The 19,449-nt window shown below is 61.7% G+C and carries 18 protein-coding genes; 9 read left to right on the top strand and 9 right to left on the bottom strand.

The features are described 5' to 3' along the window. Window positions 1–212 precede the first annotated feature (212 nt). On the top strand, window positions 213–1,748 hold the full coding sequence (locus FJ974_RS26080; protein ID WP_140536954.1) for an N-6 DNA methylase: 1,536 nt from the start codon (window positions 213–215) through the stop codon (window positions 1,746–1,748). Here FJ974_RS26080 and FJ974_RS26075 read toward each other — a convergent pair whose 3' ends face one another. The 6 genes from FJ974_RS26075 to FJ974_RS26050 form a co-directional block, all read right to left on the bottom strand. After that, window positions 1,749–2,477 carry a hypothetical protein gene (locus tag FJ974_RS26075; protein ID WP_140536957.1) on the bottom strand — a complete coding sequence of 243 codons (729 nt, stop codon included), beginning with the start codon at window positions 2,475–2,477 and terminating at the stop codon, window positions 1,749–1,751. It abuts the gene before it with no gap. Continuing rightward, entirely contained in the window at window positions 2,474–3,607 is a 1,134-nt protein-coding gene (locus tag FJ974_RS26070) for a hypothetical protein (protein ID WP_140536960.1), read from the bottom strand. The genes FJ974_RS26075 and FJ974_RS26070 overlap by 4 nt, the downstream gene beginning before the upstream one ends. Beyond that, entirely contained in the window at window positions 3,604–5,499 is a 1,896-nt protein-coding gene (locus FJ974_RS26065) for a sensor histidine kinase (RefSeq protein WP_140536962.1), read from the bottom strand. Before FJ974_RS26065 ends, FJ974_RS26070 begins: the two co-directional genes overlap by 4 nt. 127 nt (window positions 5,500–5,626) lie before the next feature. Beyond that, window positions 5,627–5,875 (bottom strand): ATP-binding protein, encoded by a 249-nt coding sequence (locus FJ974_RS26060; RefSeq protein ID WP_181177240.1) that lies wholly within the window; start codon window positions 5,873–5,875, stop codon window positions 5,627–5,629. A 299-nt stretch (window positions 5,876–6,174) separates the two neighbouring features. Then, the gene (locus FJ974_RS26055; RefSeq protein ID WP_140536967.1) at window positions 6,175–6,591 is read right to left on the bottom strand and encodes a DOPA 4,5-dioxygenase family protein; all 417 of its coding nucleotides are present in this window, start codon (window positions 6,589–6,591) and stop codon (window positions 6,175–6,177) included. Between the two features lie 251 nt (window positions 6,592–6,842). Then, window positions 6,843–8,048, bottom strand: coding sequence for an integrase core domain-containing protein (locus FJ974_RS26050; protein ID WP_140539330.1), 1,206 nt, complete (start codon window positions 8,046–8,048; stop codon window positions 6,843–6,845). Between the two features lie 373 nt (window positions 8,049–8,421). On the opposite strand from FJ974_RS26050, the gene FJ974_RS26045 reads away from it, so the two are divergent. Beyond that, window positions 8,422–8,874, top strand: coding sequence for a VOC family protein (locus tag FJ974_RS26045; protein ID WP_210240715.1), 453 nt, complete (start codon window positions 8,422–8,424; stop codon window positions 8,872–8,874). A 370-nt stretch (window positions 8,875–9,244) separates the two neighbouring features. Here the strand turns inward: FJ974_RS26045 and FJ974_RS26040 are convergent, their stop codons facing one another. Further along, window positions 9,245–9,568, bottom strand: a complete 324-nt coding sequence (locus tag FJ974_RS26040; protein ID WP_140535297.1) for a hypothetical protein — start codon at window positions 9,566–9,568, stop codon at window positions 9,245–9,247. A 201-nt stretch (window positions 9,569–9,769) separates the two neighbouring features. Beyond that, window positions 9,770–10,678: a hydrogen peroxide-inducible genes activator gene (locus tag FJ974_RS26035; RefSeq protein WP_140535300.1), complete on the bottom strand. Its 909-nt coding sequence runs from the start codon at window positions 10,676–10,678 to the stop codon at window positions 9,770–9,772. 136 nt (window positions 10,679–10,814) lie between these two features. Here FJ974_RS26035 and katG point away from each other — a divergent pair, with 136 nt between their 5' ends. Then, entirely contained in the window at window positions 10,815–13,022 is a 2,208-nt protein-coding gene (gene katG, locus FJ974_RS26030) for a catalase/peroxidase HPI (RefSeq protein ID WP_140535303.1), read from the top strand. Window positions 13,023–13,092: 70 nt separating this feature from the next. Here katG and FJ974_RS26025 read toward each other — a convergent pair whose 3' ends face one another. Then, window positions 13,093–13,770 carry an MIP family channel protein gene (locus FJ974_RS26025; RefSeq protein ID WP_027164332.1) on the bottom strand — a complete coding sequence of 226 codons (678 nt, stop codon included), beginning with the start codon at window positions 13,768–13,770 and terminating at the stop codon, window positions 13,093–13,095. 450 nt (window positions 13,771–14,220) lie between these two features. Here FJ974_RS26025 and FJ974_RS26020 point away from each other — a divergent pair, with 450 nt between their 5' ends. The 6 genes from FJ974_RS26020 (at window position 14,221) to FJ974_RS25995 (ending at window position 19,333) form a co-directional block, all read left to right on the top strand. After that, window positions 14,221–15,510: an RsmB/NOP family class I SAM-dependent RNA methyltransferase gene (locus FJ974_RS26020; protein ID WP_140535306.1), complete on the top strand. Its 1,290-nt coding sequence runs from the start codon at window positions 14,221–14,223 to the stop codon at window positions 15,508–15,510. 106 nt (window positions 15,511–15,616) lie between these two features. Then, on the top strand, window positions 15,617–16,078 hold the full coding sequence (locus FJ974_RS26015; protein ID WP_140535309.1) for a PaaI family thioesterase: 462 nt from the start codon (window positions 15,617–15,619) through the stop codon (window positions 16,076–16,078). Between the two features lie 3 nt (window positions 16,079–16,081). Next, window positions 16,082–16,720 (top strand): 5'-methylthioadenosine/S-adenosylhomocysteine nucleosidase, encoded by a 639-nt coding sequence (locus FJ974_RS26010; RefSeq protein ID WP_140535312.1) that lies wholly within the window; start codon window positions 16,082–16,084, stop codon window positions 16,718–16,720. Between the two features lie 218 nt (window positions 16,721–16,938). Next, window positions 16,939–17,175 (top strand): hypothetical protein, encoded by a 237-nt coding sequence (locus FJ974_RS26005; protein ID WP_140535315.1) that lies wholly within the window; start codon window positions 16,939–16,941, stop codon window positions 17,173–17,175. Window positions 17,176–17,270: 95 nt separating this feature from the next. After that, window positions 17,271–18,260, top strand: a complete 990-nt coding sequence (locus tag FJ974_RS26000) for a hypothetical protein (protein WP_140535318.1) — start codon at window positions 17,271–17,273, stop codon at window positions 18,258–18,260. Window positions 18,261–18,319: 59 nt separating this feature from the next. Further along, window positions 18,320–19,333: a hypothetical protein gene (locus tag FJ974_RS25995; protein ID WP_140535321.1), complete on the top strand. Its 1,014-nt coding sequence runs from the start codon at window positions 18,320–18,322 to the stop codon at window positions 19,331–19,333. Window positions 19,334–19,449 lie beyond the last annotated feature (116 nt).

The raw sequence follows: 19,449 nt of genomic DNA, 5'->3' as shown, positions 1-19,449 counted from the left end.
TAGGACAAGCTCCGTCAGATCCCGAAAACAGATAGCGTAGGGCCGGCAGGGACGGGCTACAGAACGACGCATCAACCACCACTCCGGTGTCAGGCTGATCATCCGACCGACGCACTACAGCTTGTGGCGTTGTCCACAGTCGCTTTTCGAAACTCGCCAAGACTCCCGGAAGTCTCTCGAGACATATCGCAACCAACCTGCTAATTTGAGTCATGTCGTCAAACGCCCTCTTCCGGAAACCGAAATCACTCGGTGCATTTTACACACCGCAGACGCTAGCCGATATGCTCGCAAATTGGCTCGTCCGCACTGGATGCGAGCGGATTCTTGAACCAAGCGTCGGCGAGGGAGCCCTTATTGAAGCCGCGGTACGGCGATCGATTGCGATGCACGGAAGCTCCAAGATCCGCGTGCTGGCCTGCGATGTTAATCCGCACGTCATCGAGACAGTCATTCCGCATGTTGCTCCTGATTGTGATGCGCGCGTTATTGATTTTCTTCAGCTTGATCCGGCTAGCACTGGCCTGTTTCATGGCGTCCTGACCAATCCACCTTTCACACGCAATCATAGCCTTGAGAAGGGCCGTCGAGTTGCACTACGGGACCGCTTTTCTGTGCCGGGCGCCGCCGGGCTTTGGGTGCACTTTTTGATCCACGCGCTGGAGTTTCTGCTGCCTGGTGGGCGGCTTGCCGCGATTATTCCTGCGTCAGGTCTGTTCAGCGACTACGGCCGCACCGCACTTGATCGTCTCTGCCATCGGTTTGCTAATGTCGAAATCCGAGAATTTGCCGACAGGCCGCTCTGGAGCAACAACGCCGACGAGCGCGGAGCGCTCATACTCGCCGAAGGTTTTGCGCAGGGCGCGTGCTCGCTACCTGACCCTAAGCGCTGGATGGTCAACGGCCAGCCGGCTGGTGAGATCGTCCGTGCGGACGCGGTATTTGAACAGCTAGCACGGTATGCGACCCCACTCGGTACTATCGCGGAGTTACGTATCGGAGCTGTAACCGGTTGCAACAGAATCTTCCTCCTTAATGAGGATGAGCGACTCCTGATGGGCATTGATCGGAGCGAAGTTCGGCCCGTGGCGTCGCGCGGGCGTCAAATTCCTGGCCTCACAACTAGCGCTGCTCAGTTGATCGAGCGGGCGCACGCTGGCGAAAAGACTTGGCTGTTAGCATCGCCAAGAATAGCCATCAAAAACTCGGGCGGTCGTGCCCAGCTTGCAAAGATTTCACCGAAATCTCGACGGTCCATTTTGTGGTTATCCAAGCGCTCTCCGTGGTGGAAGATTGATGTTCCCGATTGCGACGCAATCTTCACGTACATGAACGACCGTGGTCCTCGCCTTGTGTTAACTTACGATACCGTTGGCTGCACCAACACGTTGCATAGCGTGCGCTTCAATCCTGATGTGTCGCGCGAAATCCGGCTTACTGCATCGCTGAGCCTCCTCTCCAGTTTCGGGCAGCTTGCCGCCGAGCGCGGCGGACGTAGCTATGGCGGCGGCGTCCTCAAATTTGAACTCAAGGACGCGCGCGGAATGCCGATCTTGCCGGCGAGCGGTTCAATGGAAGCTATCTTCGCCAGCGTTGATGCAGCGCTGCGTCGCGGCGAGCACGACATAGCGACGGAACTGGCGGATGAAGCGCTCGTCGCACCGTTGCTGGGGCGCGATTGGCGCCGCCTGCTCGCGGCACTCCGGGCGGAATTATGCGCACGCCGCCAAATGCGGCGTGGACGCTAGTCAAAACGAAAGAGGCTCGCCGAACGGGCGCTGCATGGCTACCAAAGGATGGAAGTCGGGATTGCAAACCGTCCCGCTCCAACATTGTAGGATCGCGGCAAGGCGTTCGCGCTGTCGAGGTGGAAAATTGCGCAGTTGCGACTTTGCCTGAAATGATTCGACGTGCTGTCTCCAATTCTTCTGATGGAGCTCGAGGATTGCGAAGTTGATGACGTCGACCGGATATACGATGAGGCTGGGCATGCGCGGAATATCATTGAGAACGCCATAGAATTGCGCGTGGAAAGGCGGGTGACCTGCACGATGGACGGGCTGGCCATTGACTACCTCGCTCCAGCCCCCTTCATCGACATCGAAGTGAACAACCTTCTCACCGCCCCCGCCGATGTCACGAATGACAATCACCGCCACGCCTTTGATCTTTACTCGGCCGGTCGCTGGTAGAAATTGGCAGGCGTAATCCAGCCGAATATCCGCAGCAATTGGGTCAAAATCGTCGGTGCCGCCTTTCCAACTTTTGGACGCGCGGACTTGAATCGGGGCGTCTGCGTCGGTCCGCCAAGCGAAGCTTGCCTGCCCACCAGCCTTAGCATTTGCAACCGCGTTGCGCAGGTTGGTAGTCAGCCGTTCCACGCGCACCAGTGATCGCGGAGCCAAGAAATCCGCAGCGCCTCGCGCGAGCGCTAGCAAATCCTGCGCCATGTAGTCGGGATTGAATGTAAAGCTCATTCGACGACAGGCAGCTCCGTCAGATCGATCATCGTTTGCGCCACCGGATCGGCTTTCACTTCGTCACGGCGCATCCAAGGATCGACCGCTTCTGTCGGCCAACCAGGTGGGTAAATCTGAACTGCATCCTCGAGTGCGGCAATGCCGGCCTCCTCAAGATCGACATTGACCACCACGACCGACTCCGCTGCCGCAAGTGGCATAAGCCCTGGTCCGGCCAACTCATCTAGTGCATGCTGGAAACTGCCCAGTTCGTAGCCACGCTCGCGTAGGCGCCACCCAATAAAGTCTATGCCCGCTGCCCACCAGCGGCGATTAACAAGATCCTTAGCCGCACCGCCGTAGCAAGTAGCGCGAAGCGCTTGCACCCAGTCTCGCGTATTTGCAGATTGGTACAGGGCTGAGAAACTCTTAGGCTCGATTCCAAGCGACCAAGCCGCATAGAGATCGGAAAGGAGTAGGCCGGGGCATGGGAGCACTTGGTGAAGCAGCCATCGCAGCACCGGAGTCACCCCCCGGCTTCCTGCGGGCGCATTGCCGGCTTCGTTTATTGGCGGACGCCACTTGGCGATCTGGCCGACCGCGATCTCAGACCAAGCTTGGTCGCGTGGAACGGCAAGGAAGTCGCTGATTTCTTGCAAGTTCATCCTTGCATCCGCTGCGTCCGCGCGCAGCAATAGACAATCACGTGCAAGGCTGGCGATATGCCCGACGGAATAGTTCTCATCCTTAGGGATAAGCCACTCAACGTCTAGCGCCGACGCGATGCGCGCCTCCTTGCCGATGAAACTTCCCTCGAGCGGCACCGCCGGACCAAGCGTCGGGATTTCATCGGCGAACGCTTCATATTCACTGGTGTAAATTACAACTGGCGGGAGAGTGAGTTCCTTAGCGCGCGCCCAAGAGCGCAGATTGCCGACGAAGCTAGCCCCATCCAATGCTCCCAATCCCAACACCTGTTCGCGGTGAAGATTTTGGTCTAGCAGGATCAGGTCGGCGTACACCAACGCTGCTTCGAGGTCAGGTCCGAAGTTCGCGTCCTCGGGGTCAAGGGGAATTGCCTGGATGGAATCCGGAAGGGTGGCCGATTGCGGGGCATCGTCGATCAGCAGAACGTGAGGCTTGGTCATCGCCGCGGAAGCTCCAGCTCGATTGCTGTGGCCTGGCTGGATGATGGCGGCACGAATCGGATCGAGCCGCCATATTCATCGATTAGGCTTCGCGTGATAGTCAATCCCAGCCCCATGCCTTGACCAAGCGACTCATCAACCTCTGTGGTGGTCGAACGGAATGGCTCGAACCAACGCTCAGCGGTGGCTAAATCCACGGCAATTCCACTATTTTCAACGCGAACTTGGAACACGTCGTCGAGTTCTCGGGCAGAGATACGGACTGTCCCCCGATTGCCTGCAAATTTAATCGCATTACTGAAAAGATTGCTCAGGATAGCGGTTAGTTCTGCTGGAAAGAGCGGTGGCGTTTGCAACGTATTCGACACGTCGATCCGGACATCGACACGTCGCCTGGCTATTGAGCGCTCGAAAAAGCCGAGTACACGCTCAATCCGCTCACGAAGATTCTGCCGACTACGACGGCGCCGGCCCTCAATTCCCGTAACGTCCGCAAGATATATGGCATTGCGGCGAAGCCGCTCACGGATATCCTTAGCGTTGACGGCGATCGCGCGCAGCTGCCGTGCCTTACGAGCGTCTCGCTCTGCATTGGCCAACCTTTCCAGTGTGTCAGCGAGCGTCTGAGCGGCAAGCGAAAGGCTGCGCACTTCGTGCACGAATGCGGCGTGCTCGAGACCAATTGACGCCAGTACTCGAAACATAGTGGCTTCCGATGTCACTTCGTCGGAAAGATCCGTAGCCGAGCCGAGCGTTTGCTCAAGCTGCTCGAGTTGGTTTCGCGCATCGGTACTTCGCCCGGCGGAGATCGCCGTTCGCGCGTTAGTCAGCGCAGTTTGCGCAGTTTGGTGAAGTTCACGGAGCAAGTAGGCGGACGGGGATTGCCCTGCGGCCGCACGCCTTGCAGAGCGCTGTTGCCGGCCGCCCACAAGCTGTCGCGCTTGCTTGACCTCTGAAGTGGTTGCGTAGCGAAGGCGCACCTGTAGGTCGATCGCAAGCCGAACCGTCTCCTCAATGAAAGTGAACTGGTCACCGGGCAGAAAGCCCTCACGGTTGACAAGCATCTGTAGCTCGTTGGCGCCGGAGCGAGTTAGGAGTACCGCACCGAAGAATGCCGTGTTGCCCTGGATAGCGAGACCTTCCTTCTCGGAGCCGGCGGGCAGATTCCAGGCGCTTCGGCTCCGCAGTCGGCCGAGTTCCTGATGACCACGTGAACGGTAATCACGATCCAGCTCCAGCCAGTCATCGCGCGGATCGCCATATGGGAGGACGCGGAAGCCCTCGTAATATACCCGCACACCTTGATAACGCTTGGGCCACTGCGCGTTTGACATTTGAAGAATGCGGGCCTGAAACCCAACAGCGGGGTCATTTCCACCCAGCGGACGATCGAGGACGAAACCTTCAGCGTTACCGTACTCGGCAAGCGTTCGTCGGGTAGGGGTGACTGCGATCCTCAAGCGTCGCTCTTCTTTTTTGCAGTCGATCTCAATGATCCAAGATGCGCTAGCCAGCGCAGCCGGAAGGTCTCCTTCAGACAGCGCCAGATCGCCGCGATAACTTACCTGGAAACCGCCGGCGCGGCGCTCGTCACGGACAGTGAGCCGTTCGAGCAAATGAGGTGATGCGAGTACACTCTCTAGAGGTTCCAACAGAACGTCAGGGGGTGTCAGAGTCGCTACCTCTTCGAAGAAGCGCTCTCGATCACGATCGCGCCATTGGCGACGCAACGGTGATAGCGTCAGTCTTGTGCCTGCAGGGCGACGCGTGCCGCTTATTCTGCGAACGTCGACCGCACCGCTTCCTTCAATATCGGCTAGCGTTTCCAATGCCTCGATCGCGTCCCAGTCGATCTTCGCTTGGATTTCGTTGTCAGCAGGAAACCCCTCCAAAGTGTCCCGCTCCGCACCGTTCCATCGTCGTGACCGAACCTCTAGCCCATGTGCAAGCTTGTGAGCAGCGAGCCGACCGACACCCTTCTCACCGGTATACCGCCTCTCGAACCACGGGGAGCGCCGATCAGCACCCACGACCAGCAATGCGGAGGAAGCCCCTTGAGAATTCGGCTTCCGACATGCCGATTCCGTTATCCATTACAATAATACTGCCTTCGCCAGCTTCGGCGATTCCCCTTCCAAGGATCGTGACCTCAGTGGCATCGGCATCGTAAGCATTCTTGATCAGCTCGGTTAGAGCCGTCGACTCGCGACCGACAAGCAGCTCACCCAGTTCGCGGAAGAGCTTTGTGTCGACGGAAAATCCTGGCAAGTGCGCCCCCCTTGTCGATGTGGATGCAACCACTAGCGCTTCTCGGTCGCAGATCCACTACCATTCAGATGCGATTTATTAATCGCGGGCGCAAGTCCCAAGAGTTGCTGCGCTTTTCAGCGATCGCAACACTCAGTCCTAGAAGCCGTCGGTCGGGTTTCGACCGAACAAACTCATCCGCCAACCGCCGGCGACAGGTATTCCATGGCGCTATTGCGTCCGGCACGGGAAGACTGCGCGGAACTGTGCACTGGCCTCGCTGCTCGGCGGATAATCGAACTGGCGAGGTTTGCCTCACCTCACGCCCCCAGCGTCGGCTCCGTATTCACCTCCAGCGCCTCTTCCGCCTCATCCTCCTCGCCAAGAACCTCGCCCTTCACCGCCAGCGCCCGGCCTATCCAGATCGGGTCAACCAGATGGTCCCGCTTGGGGTTGGTGGTGTTCGGGTGGATGAGGATGCTCAAGCCGCCGTGGTTCAGCATCAGCCATGGAACCAGCGTCGCAAAAAGTTCGGTGGCGAAGGAGACCTGGTACATGGCTTGCTGATGCGGGCCGACCGGCTCGTCGCGCCAATTGCCCAGGCGCACGCGGAAACGTTCTGCGATGCGCCGGCGCAGCCATTCGGCGTGCTGCCGCTCGGCCGGCCCGTCGTAATAGATATGTGCGTGATAGCTGGCGATTTCCGAAAGTGGCCTTGGACTGGCTTTTTGGTTCACCTCGGTGCTCCCCTTCGATGCCTGCCATCGCGTAATTGTCGACCCCGGCGGAACTCTAGCCGAAGCACGGACGCCTTGTCTGCAGCCGGCGCGGCATCCGCGAACCAGCCGGGCGCCGACCTTGCGCCGTTCCAGAGTGTCATATTCGCTCCGGGGAACCGGCAGGGCAATCGCATATGGCAGCGCCAGCCCCCCACTCCGTCCGCGTGTCCAGCCGATAGATGGGTAACACTTTGAACCGGATACATGGGTTACAGTTTTCTCCCTGAGTTGCTGTCCGCCGCAGTGCCGTCTGGTCGGGGTTGAACGGCACTGCGGCGGACCAGTTTCTTGTGTCGGCCGTCAATGAAGCCGAGCGGATGGGCATAGAAGTGGAGTGCCCATTCCCCATTCTCGGTCTCGGTTGCGGCAATCGCTTCACCGGCCAGCGCTTTTGAGACGTAGATGAAGTCGCCGTTCCACTTGATCTCGCCGTTTTGGCGCACGCTGCGCACCGCAGCTTCGGCCGGATAGTCCGGCTCTGGTGTCGTCTTCGGCATGGCGCGGGTCGAGGGGCGGTAATGCTGTGCCGGCGTGTCCATACCCAGCGCCTCGTGCGGGCGCTCCTCGTTATACTCGCGCCGGAAAGCCTCGAAAGCCCGAGCCTGGGCGGCCCTGTCGGCCTCCGGCGCCTTGGCCAGCGGCAGCATGGTCAGGTGGAAGCGCTCATGGCATCCGTTCTGCTGCGGTTTGCCCGGCTGAATGCGCTCCAGCACGATACCGAGCTTGATGAAGCGCACCGCAAGCGGCGTCAGCCCGGTGACGCCGGCTGACGCGAACGGCGCCCCATTGTCGCTTCTGAACCGATCCGGCAGGCCATGCTCCTCGAATGTCCGTTCAAACACCGGCCAGGCTTCACCCTCCGACGTCGAGCCGATCGCCGCCAGCGCCAACAGGTAGCGGCACGCCCCATCCATCACCGTCAGCGGCTCGCAGCGCCAGCCGTCGCCGGTCCGGAACCAGCCCTTGTGATCTCCCGTCCACAGCGCGTTCGCCGCCTCAGGCTCCGGCCATGGACCGTTGCCCGCCGCTCTCCAGCGCGCGCGCCGACGCCCGACAAGGCCATGCCGCTTCAGAATCTCGCCGGCTGTCGACACCGCCGGCCAGCTGCAGCTGGGCTCCGCCCGCTTCAGCCGGGCCATGATCTTCTTCGGCCCCCACAGCGGATGCGCTTCCTTCTGCGCCACGATCCGCTCCACCAGCTCCGCTGCCGTGGCACGGCCGTGCTCGAGCGGCGCCCGCGGCTGGTCGTGCAGGCCTTCCGGCCCGAACGCCCGGTAACGTCCAAGCCATTTGTAACCGGTCTTGCGCGAGATCTCGAAGGCAGCACAAAGCTGCGTCATCGTCTCCTCGCCAGATAGGCATTCCGCAACAAAACGAAGCCGCTCATCCATGAGCCCAGTCTCTCGCCAAACCATCGCCGGTCCTCCCGGCGGACAAGAAAACTGTCACCCATCTAATCGGTCCATTCTGTTACCTATCTATCCGGTTCGGACACGCGGCCACCTCTCCCCCATGTCCATGGGGGAGAGGAAACCCAAGCCTTCCAAGGCCGCGGCCTCGGCGGTTGGCATTTCCTCTCCCTCACCGAAGGTGGGGGAGAGGTGGCTCGGCGAAGCCGAGACGGAGTGGGGGAGCGCCATCTGCGATTGGCCCCGGGGGAACCGGAGAGAACGGCCTGTGTTTATAACCGATCGCGGTCGCGAAAACCGGCGGCGCGTCGGCCGCATGAGGCGACCGTGGCGATGACAAACAGTGGCACCAGGGATGACAACACGACCTCTCCGCTACTTGAACGCCGTCGTTCCGCACATCTACATCCGGGGCGCGGCCAAAGCCGTCGCCTTCTATGCCGAAGCGTTCGGGGCGCAGGAGCTGTTCCGCATCGCGGCGCCGGATGGTCGGATCCTCCACAGCGAGCTTGCCGTCTGCAACGCAACGGTAATGTTGGGCGACCCGACCGGTCAGCTCTACGATGAGCCGCGGCAACTTGGAGCATGCACGGCGGGCCTGCATCTGATGGTGGACGACAATGAAGCGGTTCTGGCGCGAGCGGTGGCGGCAGGCTGCGAAGTGGTCCAGCCGCCAACCGATATGTTCTACGGTGCAAACTCGGCCAGCGTGCGCGACCCCTTCGGCCATGTCTGGGTGCTGCTGACATGGAAGGAAGATCTTTCGCCGGCCGAAATGGAGCGTCGCGGCAAAGCGGCCCTGGGTGGCGGGGATTCCAAGGCTCAGTCCTAGCCGCTCCGTCTCGGCCGGGTCGTGCGTCGCTGAACGTCCTCTCCCGAGCGCGGAGTTAAATGCCGGCTCCCGGCGCAGAGCGGATAATTGTCATCGTCTGAATGGACCCACCCGAAGGCCGCAGCGGCGAGCAGGGCAATCGCATATGGCTTTGGAAGTTCGGATAACGGCGCGCCTTGATTGCGTCATCCTCGGGCTTGTCCCGAGGATCTACGGGCCTCCCTGAACTGGTCGCACTAAATCCGCGTGCGACGGCAGATCCTCGGGACAAGCCCGAGGATGACGGCGTTGCTTGGCCTTCGCCGACAGACCATATGCGATTGCCGTACGGCGGAGGGGGTACATGGACTCCCTGTTTGCCGCGGCGCCTTTACTGGCCGCAATGGCGGCCGTTCACCGTTGTCGGCGCCTTCGGCGGCCTGCCGCTGGCATTGGGTATATCCGCGCTGGCGCCCTGCGGGCCAGCGGGGCAATTCTGATCGGCATTCGAATTCATGTAATCCGAGCTCGTCCCGGTGATGCCGATGCTGGAGGTGGGGTTCGGATCGACGACCACCCTTCTTGCATGGTGCCTTGGGTGGTGGACCTCGGAAGTCGTGCCGCTGTTTGGGTTATAGGTGCTGGCATCCTGGGCCAGCGCCGCCGTCGCAAGGCCGATGGTGAGGGCCGAGGCTGCTAGGATTTTTGTGAGCATGGCAGGTACTCCATTTCGTTTCTTGCTTCTGCCGGATTGTGCCCGGCATGGGCAGAACCCAACTGTCGGATCGGCGTTCCGCTGAGAATCGACACCTTTTTGTGAAATCTTGTCGTCAAACCTTCACAAATTCTCCGTCGCCGCCGCAAGGTGTTCGGGCGCTTCATTCGCCGGCTAATCAACGTGCGAACCCTTGGGATGTCACGCCCCAAGCACCACCCCATCCAGCCCGCGAATGATCTTGGCCAGCTCCACGCATTCGTCCTGGCGCACCTTGTTGCGGCGCCAGGCGAGGCAGATCATGCGTTGCGGCATCGGCTCCTGGAACGGCACGATCCTGAGATCGGGCATGATTCCGGCCGCACTTGCCGCCATTTCCGGGACCAGCGTCACGCCCAGCCCATGCGCCACCATCTGCAGCAGCGTCGTCAGGCTGGTGGCGCCGTAGCTTGCCATCGCCACCGGCCGCACATTGCCGCAGACGGCCAGCGCCTGCTCGCGCAGGCAATGGCCTTCTTCCAGAAGCATCAGCCGCTCCAGCGCCGGGCTTTCCGGCGGCACCGGCGGCGAGGCGAAGGCCGGATCGCCGACGGGCACGGCGAGGAAGAAGCGATCCGGGAAAAGCTCTTCGGTGACAAGGCCGGGATGATCGAGCGGCAAGGCGGCGATGAAGGCGTCGAGCCGCCCGGAGCTCGTATCCTCGACCAGCGAGGCGGTCACCGCTTCGCGCAGTTCGAGCTGCAGGGCCGGATACTGCCTTCTCATTGCGGGCAGCACATGCGGCAACAAATAGGGCGCGACCGTCGGTATGATGCCGAGGCGAAAACGTCCTTCCATGGCCGGGCGGCCACGCCGGGCCGTCGTCTCGACGTCACGAATGTCGGCAAGAATGCGCTCGATGCGCGGCAGCAGGGCGAGCGCCTCGTCGGTCATGCGCACAGTCTTGCCGCCGCGTTCGAACAGAAGGCAATTCAGCCGCTGCTCCATCTCCGCGATCTGCGAGGACAGCGCCGGCTGGCTGACGCCGGCAAGCTTCGCGGCGCGGCCGAAATGCAGCGTCTGCGCCAACGCATCGAAATAAAGCATCTGACGCACGGTGATACCGATCATAAGAAAACCCTATCGAAAAAATCAGCAAAGGCAATTTGTCTTTATCGGCAAGCCGGCCTAATCTGGAACCATTCCAGGGTGCGCGGCTCCCAGGCCGCTCCGGCAAAATCAAACCTCGGCAGATTTGGAGACTAAGATGGACGCGAAAACCGACGACAACAGCGCTGGCAAATGCCCTGTCGCGCATGGCGCCAGGACCAACAAGGACTGGTGGCCGAACCAGCTCGACCTCGGCGTGCTGCATCAGCAGTCGAACCTTTCGGATCCGATGGGTGAGGACTTCGACTACGCCAGGGAGTTCCAGAGCCTCGATCTCGATGCGGTGATCGAGGATCTGCGCCATGTCATGACGGATTCGCAGGACTGGTGGCCGGCCGATTTCGGCCATTACGGGCCGCTGTTCATCCGCATGGCCTGGCACAGCGCCGGCACCTATCGCATCGGCGACGGCCGCGGCGGCGCGGGTGCCGGCCAGCAGCGTTTCGCGCCGCTCAACAGCTGGCCGGACAATGCCAATCTCGACAAGGCGCGCCGGCTCTTGTGGCCGGTCAAGCAGAAATACGGCCGCAAGATTTCCTGGGCCGACCTGTTGATCCTGACCGGCAACGTCGCGCTGGAATCGATGGGCTTCAAGACCTTCGGCTTTGCCGGCGGCCGCGCCGACGTCTGGGAGCCGGAGCAGGACGTCGACTGGGGTTCGGAGACCAAGTGGCTGGACGACCAGCGCTATTCCGGCGACCGTGAGCTGCAGGGACATCTCGGCGCCGTGCAGATGGGCCTGATCTACGTCAATCCCGAAGGGCCGAACGGCAAGCCAGATCCGCTCGCCGCCGCGCGCGACATCCGCGAGACCTTCCGCCGCATGGCGATGAACGACGAAGAGACCGTGGCGCTGATCGCCGGCGGCCACAGCTTCGGCAAGACCCACGGCGCCGGCGATGCCTCGCTGGTTGGGCCGGAGCCGGAAGGCGCCGGCATAGAGGCTCAAGGGCTCGGCTGGTCGAGCAAATATGCCACCGGGATTGCCGGCGATGCCATCACCTCGGGCCTCGAGGTGACCTGGACGGCGACGCCGACCCAGTGGAGCAACAACTTCTTCGACAATCTCTTCAACTATGAATGGGAGCTGACCAAGAGCCCGGCCGGCGCCCATCAATGGACGCCGAAGGGCGGCGCCGGTGCGGCCACGGTGCCTGACGCGCACAATCCGTCGAAGCGCCACGCGCCGTCGATGCTGACCACCGACCTCGCGCTGCGGGTCGACCCGGCCTACGAAAAAATCTCGCGGCGTTTCCACCAGAATCCCGACCAGTTCGCCGACGCCTTCGCCCGCGCCTGGTTCAAGCTCACCCATCGCGACATGGGTCCGGTCGTGCGCTATCTCGGCCCGCTCGTGCCGAAGGAAGAGCTGATCTGGCAGGATCCGATCCCGGCCATCGACCATGAGCTGGTCAGCGACCAGGACATCGCCGCGCTGAAGGCGAAGATCCTGGCGTCCGGCCTGTCGGTGTCGGAGCTGGTTGCGACCGCCTGGGCCTCGGCCTCGACCTTCCGCGGTTCCGACAAGCGCGGCGGCGCCAATGGCGGCCGCATCCGGCTTGAGCCGCAGAAGGACTGGCAGGTTAATGAGCCGGCTCAGCTCTCGAAAGTGCTGGGCAAGCTCGAAACCATCCAGAAGGAGTTCAACAGCGCCCAGACCGGCGGCAAGAAGGTCTCGCTTGCCGACCTCATTGTGCTCGGCGGCGTCGCCGCGGTCGAGAAGGCGGCCAGGGACGGCGGCCACGAGGTGAAGGTGCCGTTCACGCCTGGCCGCATGGACGCTTCGCAGGAACAGACGGATGTGGACTCCTTCGCCGCGCTGGAGCCGAAAGCCGACGGCTTCCGCAACTATGTCGGCGGCAAGCTGCCGATGTCGGTCGAGGCCATGCTGGTCGACCGGGCGCAGCTGCTGACGCTGACGGCGCCGGAGATGACGGTGCTGGTCGGCGGGCTGCGGGTGCTCGGCACCAACACCGGCGGCGCCAAGCACGGCGTCTTCACCGACAGGCCGGGCACGCTGACCAACGACTTCTTCGTCAACCTGCTCTCGATGGCGACGGTCTGGGATCCGGCCGCCGGCTCGGAGCCGGGCGCCGAGGAAGTCTACGAGGCGCGCGACCGCAAGACCGGGGAAGTGAAATGGACCGGCACCCGCGCCGACCTGATCTTCGGCTCGCACGCGCAGCTGCGCGCGCTCTCCGAGGTCTACGGTTCGGCTGACGCCGGGGAGAAATTCGTCAAGGATTTCGCCAAGGCGTGGGCGAAGGTGATGAACCTCGACCGCTTCGAGCTCGTCTCGAAGTAAGGTCTCATCCTTCCAAGTAAAAAGGCGCGGGGTCATGCCTCGCGCCTTTTGCATTTTGGCTGAAAGACATTCAGTCCTTCTCGAAAATCCCCGCCTTGGCGACGACGCCGGCAATCGCCCCGCCGATCAGCGGCGCGACGATGAACAGCCAGAGCTGGCTGAGCGCGGCGCCGCCCGAAAACAGCGCCGGGCCGATCGAGCGCGCCGGGTTGACCGAGGTGCCGGTCACCGGGATCATGGCAAAGTGAATTCCCGCCAGTGTCAGGCCGATGACCAGGCCGGCAAAGGCGGTGGTGTGCTTGGCGTTGGTGACGCCGAGGATCACGGTGACGAAGGTGAAGGTGCCGATCAGCTCCCACAGGAAGGCCGAGCTCATGCCCCATTTGGCTTCGTCCCAGCCGTTGGCGCCGAAGCCGCCGGTGTGGCCGCCGGCCTGGCCGCTGACGATGATCCACAGCGCCAGCGAGGCGATGATGGCGCCGATAATCTGCGCGATCCAGTAAGGCACGACATCCTTGGCCGGCATCCGCCCCGCCAGGAATACGCCCAGCGTCACCGCCGGATTGAGATGCGCGCCCGAGATCGGACCGATCGCATAGGCCGCCGCGATCAGGCCGATGCCGAACGCCAGGCCGATGCCTTCCTGGCCGAGCGGCAGCGCGCCGCCGAAGCCGCCCGTGACCACGGAGGCCGTGCCGATGAACACCAACAAGAACGTGCCGAGAACTTCTGCCAGGTAAGTCTTCATTGTCCTCTCCTCGTGAGGATCCGCCAAATCGCGTTTCCCGCGTCGCGAATCACGTGCGAAAGAGTATTCCCACCTGGAAAACTTGGAAAGCCAAAGCATGTCTCCCGAAAGTGGGAACCGGTTTCGGGACAAAGACATGCGTAAAATCAAAAACCCAAAGCGCATGGAGCGAATCTGAAAGATCGCGACGCGCTTTGAGTGGTTAAGCCAGCGTGCTTGCTTGAACACGCCAGTTGATTGCATTAGGGCCCGTTCATGTACTGGCTAAATTGTTCCGGACCTTCTTGGGCATTTTTCACTTTCACGCTGGCGGCAAGGCTTTGCGATGGCGACCATTCGCTGCCTTTGGTGCGGGTCGCTCGTGCTTGCCAAAAATAGAACTGTTTCAATCCTGGCCCGAAACGCATTAAGAGCGGGCCGGAACAATTTGTAGCGTAGCGGAAAGACGACATGCGACTGGGCGGACGGCTGGCGGCGGCCATCGAAGTTCTGGAAGACATCGCCCGGCGGCACCGGCCGGTGGCCGACGCTTTGCGCGACTGGGGCCTGTCGCACCGCTTCGCCGGCGGCGGCGACCGCGCGGCGATCGGCAACATCGTCTACGACGCGCTGCGCCGCAGGCGCTCGGCCGGCTGGCTGCTCGGCGAGGACACGCCGCGCGCCACCGGCTTCGGCGCACTTCTGCTTGAATGGGGCCAGACGGCGCAGTCGCTCAACCAGGCGCTCGACGGCGACAAGTTCGCGCCGCCGCTGCTCGGCGCGGCCGAGTTGAAGGTTATCGCCGGGCGAAGGCTTGCCGATGCGCCCGATGCCGTGCGCGCCGACATTCCCGACTGGTGCGCGCCGCTCCTCGAACAAGCCTATGGCGAAGCCTGGGTCGAAGAGGGCGCAGCCCTGGCGATGCGCCCGCCGCTGGATCTGAGGGTCAACACCTTGCTGTCCGATCGCGACAAGGTGCTGGCCGAGCTCCAGGGCACCGGTGCCGCGCCGGCGGCGATCGCGCCGCACGGCATCCGCATTCCGCCGATCGATGGCGACGGCAGGCATCCCAACGTGCAGGCCGAACCCGCCTTCCAGAAGGGCTGGTTCGAGGTGCAGGACGAGGGCTCGCAGCTTGCCGCCGCACTCGCCGGCGCTCAGCCCGGCATGCAGGTGCTCGACTATTGCGCCGGCGCCGGCGGCAAGACGCTGGCGCTGTCGGCCGAGATGGACAACCGCGGCCAGCTCTTTGCCCATGATGCGGAAAAAGCGCGGCTGGCGCCGATCTTCGAGCGCATCCGCCGCTCGCACAACCGCAACATCCAGATCGTCAGCAAGCCGGCGGAGCTTGCGCCGCTCGCTGGCCATATGGACATCGTGCTGATCGACGCGCCCTGCACCGGCAGCGGCACCTGGCGGCGGCGGCCGGACGCCAAATGGCGGCTGACCGAGAGACAGCTCGATGCCCGCAGGGCTGAGCAGCAGGCGATCCTCGATTCAGCCCAAGCCTTCGTCAAACCGGGCGGCCTGCTGGTCTACATCACCTGCTCGGTCTTCGAGGCCGAGAACGGCGGGCAGGTCGCGGCGTTCCGCGAACGCCATGACGGCTTTGCGCCGGTCGATCATCGCCGGCTGTGGGACAGCCATTTTCCCGGCCATGCGGCGGCCGCGCGCATCGCCGACTGCGGCGGCATCTCGCTGTCGCCGGCACTGAGCGGCACCGACGGGTTTTATTTCCATGCGTTGCGTCGGGCCGGTTGAGGACCACGCGTCCCGGACAGGTCCGGTTTGCTGCACTGCAACATAAGACATTGCCTCTGCTGCCTGCCTCTGCAATAAGCTTTCCCAGCAAACGAAAGCGACGGCCATGGCAGCAGCTAAGATCGTACCCGCTCCCGACTTCGAGGAACGCGTCAGGAGCTCTTTTGCCCGCCAGAAAGCGATGGCCACCATCGGCGCCGAGCTGACGCTGGTAACGCCCGGCATCATCGAGATCGAGATGCCTTACGCGCCGTCGCTCACCCAGCAGCACGGCTTCCTGCATGCCGGCGTCATTTCGACGGCGCTGGACTCGGCCTGCGGCTATGCGGCGTTCTCGCTGATGCCGGAGAATTCCGGCGTGCTGACCATCGAGTTCAAGGTCAATCTGCTGGCGCCGGGCAGGGGCGAGCGCTTCCTGTTCCGCGGCTCGGTCACCAAGCCCGGCCGCACCATCATCGTCGCCGACGGCCAGGCCTATGCCTTCGCCGCCGACGGCGAGGCGAGGCTGATCGCCACCATGACCGGCACGATGATGACGGTTGTCGGCCGCGACGGGATCGAGGGCTAGTCCATGGCAGACGCCGTGCGAATTGCGGGCAAGAACGTTCTCTTCGTCATGGCGGCGGAGGCTGAATACGGCCCGCATCTCAAAAACCTGTTCACGCCGCTGATGACCGGCATCGGCCCGGTCGAGGCCGGTGTGCGGCTGGGCGCCGAGCTTGCGACGCTCAAAGGCCGGGATGCGCTGCCCGATCTCGTCGTCTCGCTCGGTTCGGCCGGCAGCCGCCGGCTGGAGCAGGCGGAGATCTACCAGGCGGTGTCGGTCGCCTACCGCGACATCGACGCCTCGCCGCTCGGCTTCGAAAAGGGGGCGACGCCGTTCCTCGACCTGCCGGTGACGGTGCCGCTGCCATTTCGGATTCCCGGCATCAGAGAAGCATCCCTGTCGACGGGCGGCGCCATCGTCACCGGCGTCGCCTATGACGCGATCGATGCCGATATGGTGGACATGGAGACTTTCGCCTGCCTGCGCGCCTGCCAGCTGTTCGGCGTGCCGCTGATCGGCCTTCGCGGCATTTCCGACGGCGCCGCCGATCTCCGGCATGTCGGCGACTGGACGGAGTATCTGCACGTCATCGACGAGAAGCTCGCCGCCGCCGTCGGCCAGCTGGAGCAGGCGATCGGCGACGGTCTGCTGCAGTTTGATTGAGTGCATAAGAAGAAGAACCGGTTGAGGGGCCGGCCTCGCAAGCCATTGCGCCGTATCTCTAAGCGTGCAGGCATAGGAAAACGCCGTGATTTCATAAGCTTAGCAGAGCCGCTATTCCGCGTTTGTCCCATCGCGGAAATGGATCGGCCATAGCGCCGGGCTTTTTTGTTAGGTCGATTTCGCCTACATCTCATGACAACCATGACATACCGATTCGCATGATGCTCTACGTCCCGATGACGGCGACCGAATTCCGCGCTTGCCTCGCCGCCATCCCTCTTTCCCAACTGGCTTTCTCCCGATTGCTAAGTGTTGCTCCGCGCACGGTGCGCGCCTGGGCGCTGGCCGAGCGGCAGATACCACCACATGCCGCCATGATCGCTCGCCTGCTGGCGACAAAGAGAATTACAGTGAAACAGTTGCAATCCGCCGCCATGACGCAACTCGACGGCTAGGCTTTTTCGGCCTTGTAGCATAGGCACTATCAACCTATATTGCCAAGTTGCCGGGCAGCCGTCGTTCCCGATAGGCGCGGCAATGGGAGTAAGCCATGAGTGATGTTGAAAAAGCAGCGGCGCCCGTATGGGAGCCGAAATTCCATCTTGAACTCAAAACCGCCAATTCGAACACGTTCTACGCGCTGGTTGATCAGTTCGAGGAATGGAGGAAAACCCAGCCGGAAAGCGAGGACAAGCTTTCCGACGGCTGGCACATCATTACCCCGGAAACGGCCGAAAGGCTGTTGCTAAAGAACCCAGCTGGGTCCAATCGCAAGGCTGTATTGGCGAACATCGTTTACTATGCCGAGCAGATGGCCGCGGAGGATTGGCCCGAAACCGGCCAACCGCTGATTTTCGACGTAGACGGCAAGCTATTAGACGGCCAGCATCGGCTTTGGGCTTGCTATCTTTCCGGGGTACCGTTCGCAACGTATATCGTCAATCAGCGCAAGCCGATCAAATCAGCCTTCGCCTACATCGACAATGTCAAGGCGCGCACTGCCAAGGATGCGTTGGCCACGGCGGGTCTGAACGGTCTTTCGGCGTTGACTGCACAAACGGTCGCGATTGCCCAGCTTTACGAAAACAAGGCATACACGGCAACGAAGAAGCATCGTCTTCCGCGCATGTCGCCTAAGCAATTCATCGACTACGTCGAAGCGAATCCGAACGTTCGTAGAGGCGCTCAATTGATGGCGGGCGAGCATGCCTCCGCGTCCGCGATAATCGGCCATAACGATGTCGCAGCCTTTGCAGCGGTCAAGATTCTCGACCTCCATGATGAATTCACTCTCGACGAGTTCATGAATGACGTGGGTTCCGAGGGTGAGGAATTCGGCGCGGGAAGCCCGATTGCGGCTTTGCAGCATGTCCTGAAATTCAACAGCGTTGCCAAGGAGCCGATGCAGAAACATCAGGTCTTGGCGCATGTCATCAAGGCATTTAATGCCTGGGTGGCTGGCGAGCAGGTCAAGAAAATCAGTCTGAGAGTCGATGAAGCGTTCCCGCGTTTCATACAGAAACAAGCCGAGGCCGCATAAGACGTTCAACGGGGAGGCGCGCGAATGCGCCTCTATCTCTCCCGCAGGGACAGAACCAAATGGCTGTTCACTATCAAGATCATCCTTTCGCCGAAATCTGGCCTCTTCTGAGCGGCGAGGATTTTGCGAAATTCGTGGCCGATATCAAGGCCAACGGTATGCGCGTGCCTGTCGTGCTTTATCAGGGAAGGATTCTAGACGGGCGCGCCCGCTACCGCGCCTGCGTTGAGGCGGGCATTGAGCCGCGCTTCCAACATACAGGGACGTCAAACGATATTGATGCGCTTAATCTGGCCGTTTCGCTCAACGACTATCGGCGACAACATTCAACCTTCGAACGGCGGGCTTTCGCGGCGGCAAGGCTCGCGCATTTAAAGCAACAAATTCAGTTCCAAGAAAAGGTAAAAATGCCTACCGGCGCGACGCGTGATCCTAGCCTCCCTGGTCACAATCGTTTCGTTAAGGAAGCGGCTTTGATCATGGAAGTTTCTACGGGTTCGCTTGCCCGAGCCCGCACTATTATTCAGTACGCGCCGGAACTGGAAAAGGCTGTCGAGGACAAGAGAATCAGGCTTCAAGCTGCATCAGAAAAAGCGCGCCCGCCGAAGGGCCCGCACGCCAAGCGGACCGCTGCTAAGCGATCCGCCGCCAAGGAATCCGCCGCCGAGGAAATCTATCAACGCGGGCTGGAATTCCGCCGCAACATTCCGAAGACCAACTTTCTAACGCCGGAAGAAGTTGATCCGGATTTCGAGGGCACGCCGCTCGAATTCGCCACCAAATACGGGCACGTTCTTACCAAAACTGCCTCACAGCGCGAACAGGAGGCGGCGCAAGCACGCGGCGAGGATTTTGTAGCTTGGCTCCGCAAGTGTGCCAGTGGCGCGCCCATCAATATCAGTGAAACGGATTTACTGGCCTATATCAAGGGAAACGGCACCGAACCTGGTTACCGCCTCAATAAGCTTACAGAACGTTGGGCAGCATTCGACGCCATGCATGTCCGTCTTGCCGGGTTGGTCGCACAACTGGAATCACATCTGGTCGGCACGTCGATCGAAGCAAAACGGTAATTCACCCGCCCGCCAATTTGCACTCTCTGCGGCGGCCAAACTCCGTTGAATTGGGTGCCAATCAGCGTCTCGCGTCCACCACGGCGCACCGGGCTCGAAGTGAGCGGCGCGACCGC

The organism is Mesorhizobium sp. B1-1-8, assembly GCF_006442795.2.
Lineage (GTDB): Bacteria > Pseudomonadota > Alphaproteobacteria > Rhizobiales > Rhizobiaceae > Mesorhizobium.
This window is presented reverse-complemented; position numbering and strand designations above follow the sequence as displayed.

Excerpts from the sequence above, each read along its gene's own strand:
- FJ974_RS26035 (WP_140535300.1), bottom strand. The coding sequence starts at position 10,678 with ATGATCGGTATCACCGTGCGTCAGATGCTTTATTTCGATGCGTTGGCG.
- FJ974_RS26015 (WP_140535309.1), top strand. The coding sequence starts at position 15,617 with ATGGCAGCAGCTAAGATCGTACCCGCTCCCGACTTCGAGGAACGCGTC.
- FJ974_RS26040 (WP_140535297.1), bottom strand. The coding sequence starts at position 9,568 with ATGCTCACAAAAATCCTAGCAGCCTCGGCCCTCACCATCGGCCTTGCG.
- FJ974_RS26080 (WP_140536954.1), top strand. The coding sequence starts at position 213 with ATGTCGTCAAACGCCCTCTTCCGGAAACCGAAATCACTCGGTGCATTT.
- FJ974_RS26075 (WP_140536957.1), bottom strand. The coding sequence starts at position 2,477 with ATGAGCTTTACATTCAATCCCGACTACATGGCGCAGGATTTGCTAGCG.
- FJ974_RS26010 (WP_140535312.1), top strand. The coding sequence starts at position 16,082 with ATGGCAGACGCCGTGCGAATTGCGGGCAAGAACGTTCTCTTCGTCATG.
- FJ974_RS26070 (WP_140536960.1), bottom strand. The coding sequence starts at position 3,607 with ATGACCAAGCCTCACGTTCTGCTGATCGACGATGCCCCGCAATCGGCC.
- FJ974_RS25995 (WP_140535321.1), top strand. The coding sequence starts at position 18,320 with ATGGCTGTTCACTATCAAGATCATCCTTTCGCCGAAATCTGGCCTCTT.
- katG (WP_140535303.1), top strand. The coding sequence starts at position 10,815 with ATGGACGCGAAAACCGACGACAACAGCGCTGGCAAATGCCCTGTCGCG.
- FJ974_RS26020 (WP_140535306.1), top strand. The coding sequence starts at position 14,221 with ATGCGACTGGGCGGACGGCTGGCGGCGGCCATCGAAGTTCTGGAAGAC.
- FJ974_RS26025 (WP_027164332.1), bottom strand. The coding sequence starts at position 13,770 with ATGAAGACTTACCTGGCAGAAGTTCTCGGCACGTTCTTGTTGGTGTTC.
- FJ974_RS26005 (WP_140535315.1), top strand. The coding sequence starts at position 16,939 with ATGATGCTCTACGTCCCGATGACGGCGACCGAATTCCGCGCTTGCCTC.
- FJ974_RS26050 (WP_140539330.1), bottom strand. The coding sequence starts at position 8,048 with ATGGTTTGGCGAGAGACTGGGCTCATGGATGAGCGGCTTCGTTTTGTT.
- FJ974_RS26000 (WP_140535318.1), top strand. The coding sequence starts at position 17,271 with ATGAGTGATGTTGAAAAAGCAGCGGCGCCCGTATGGGAGCCGAAATTC.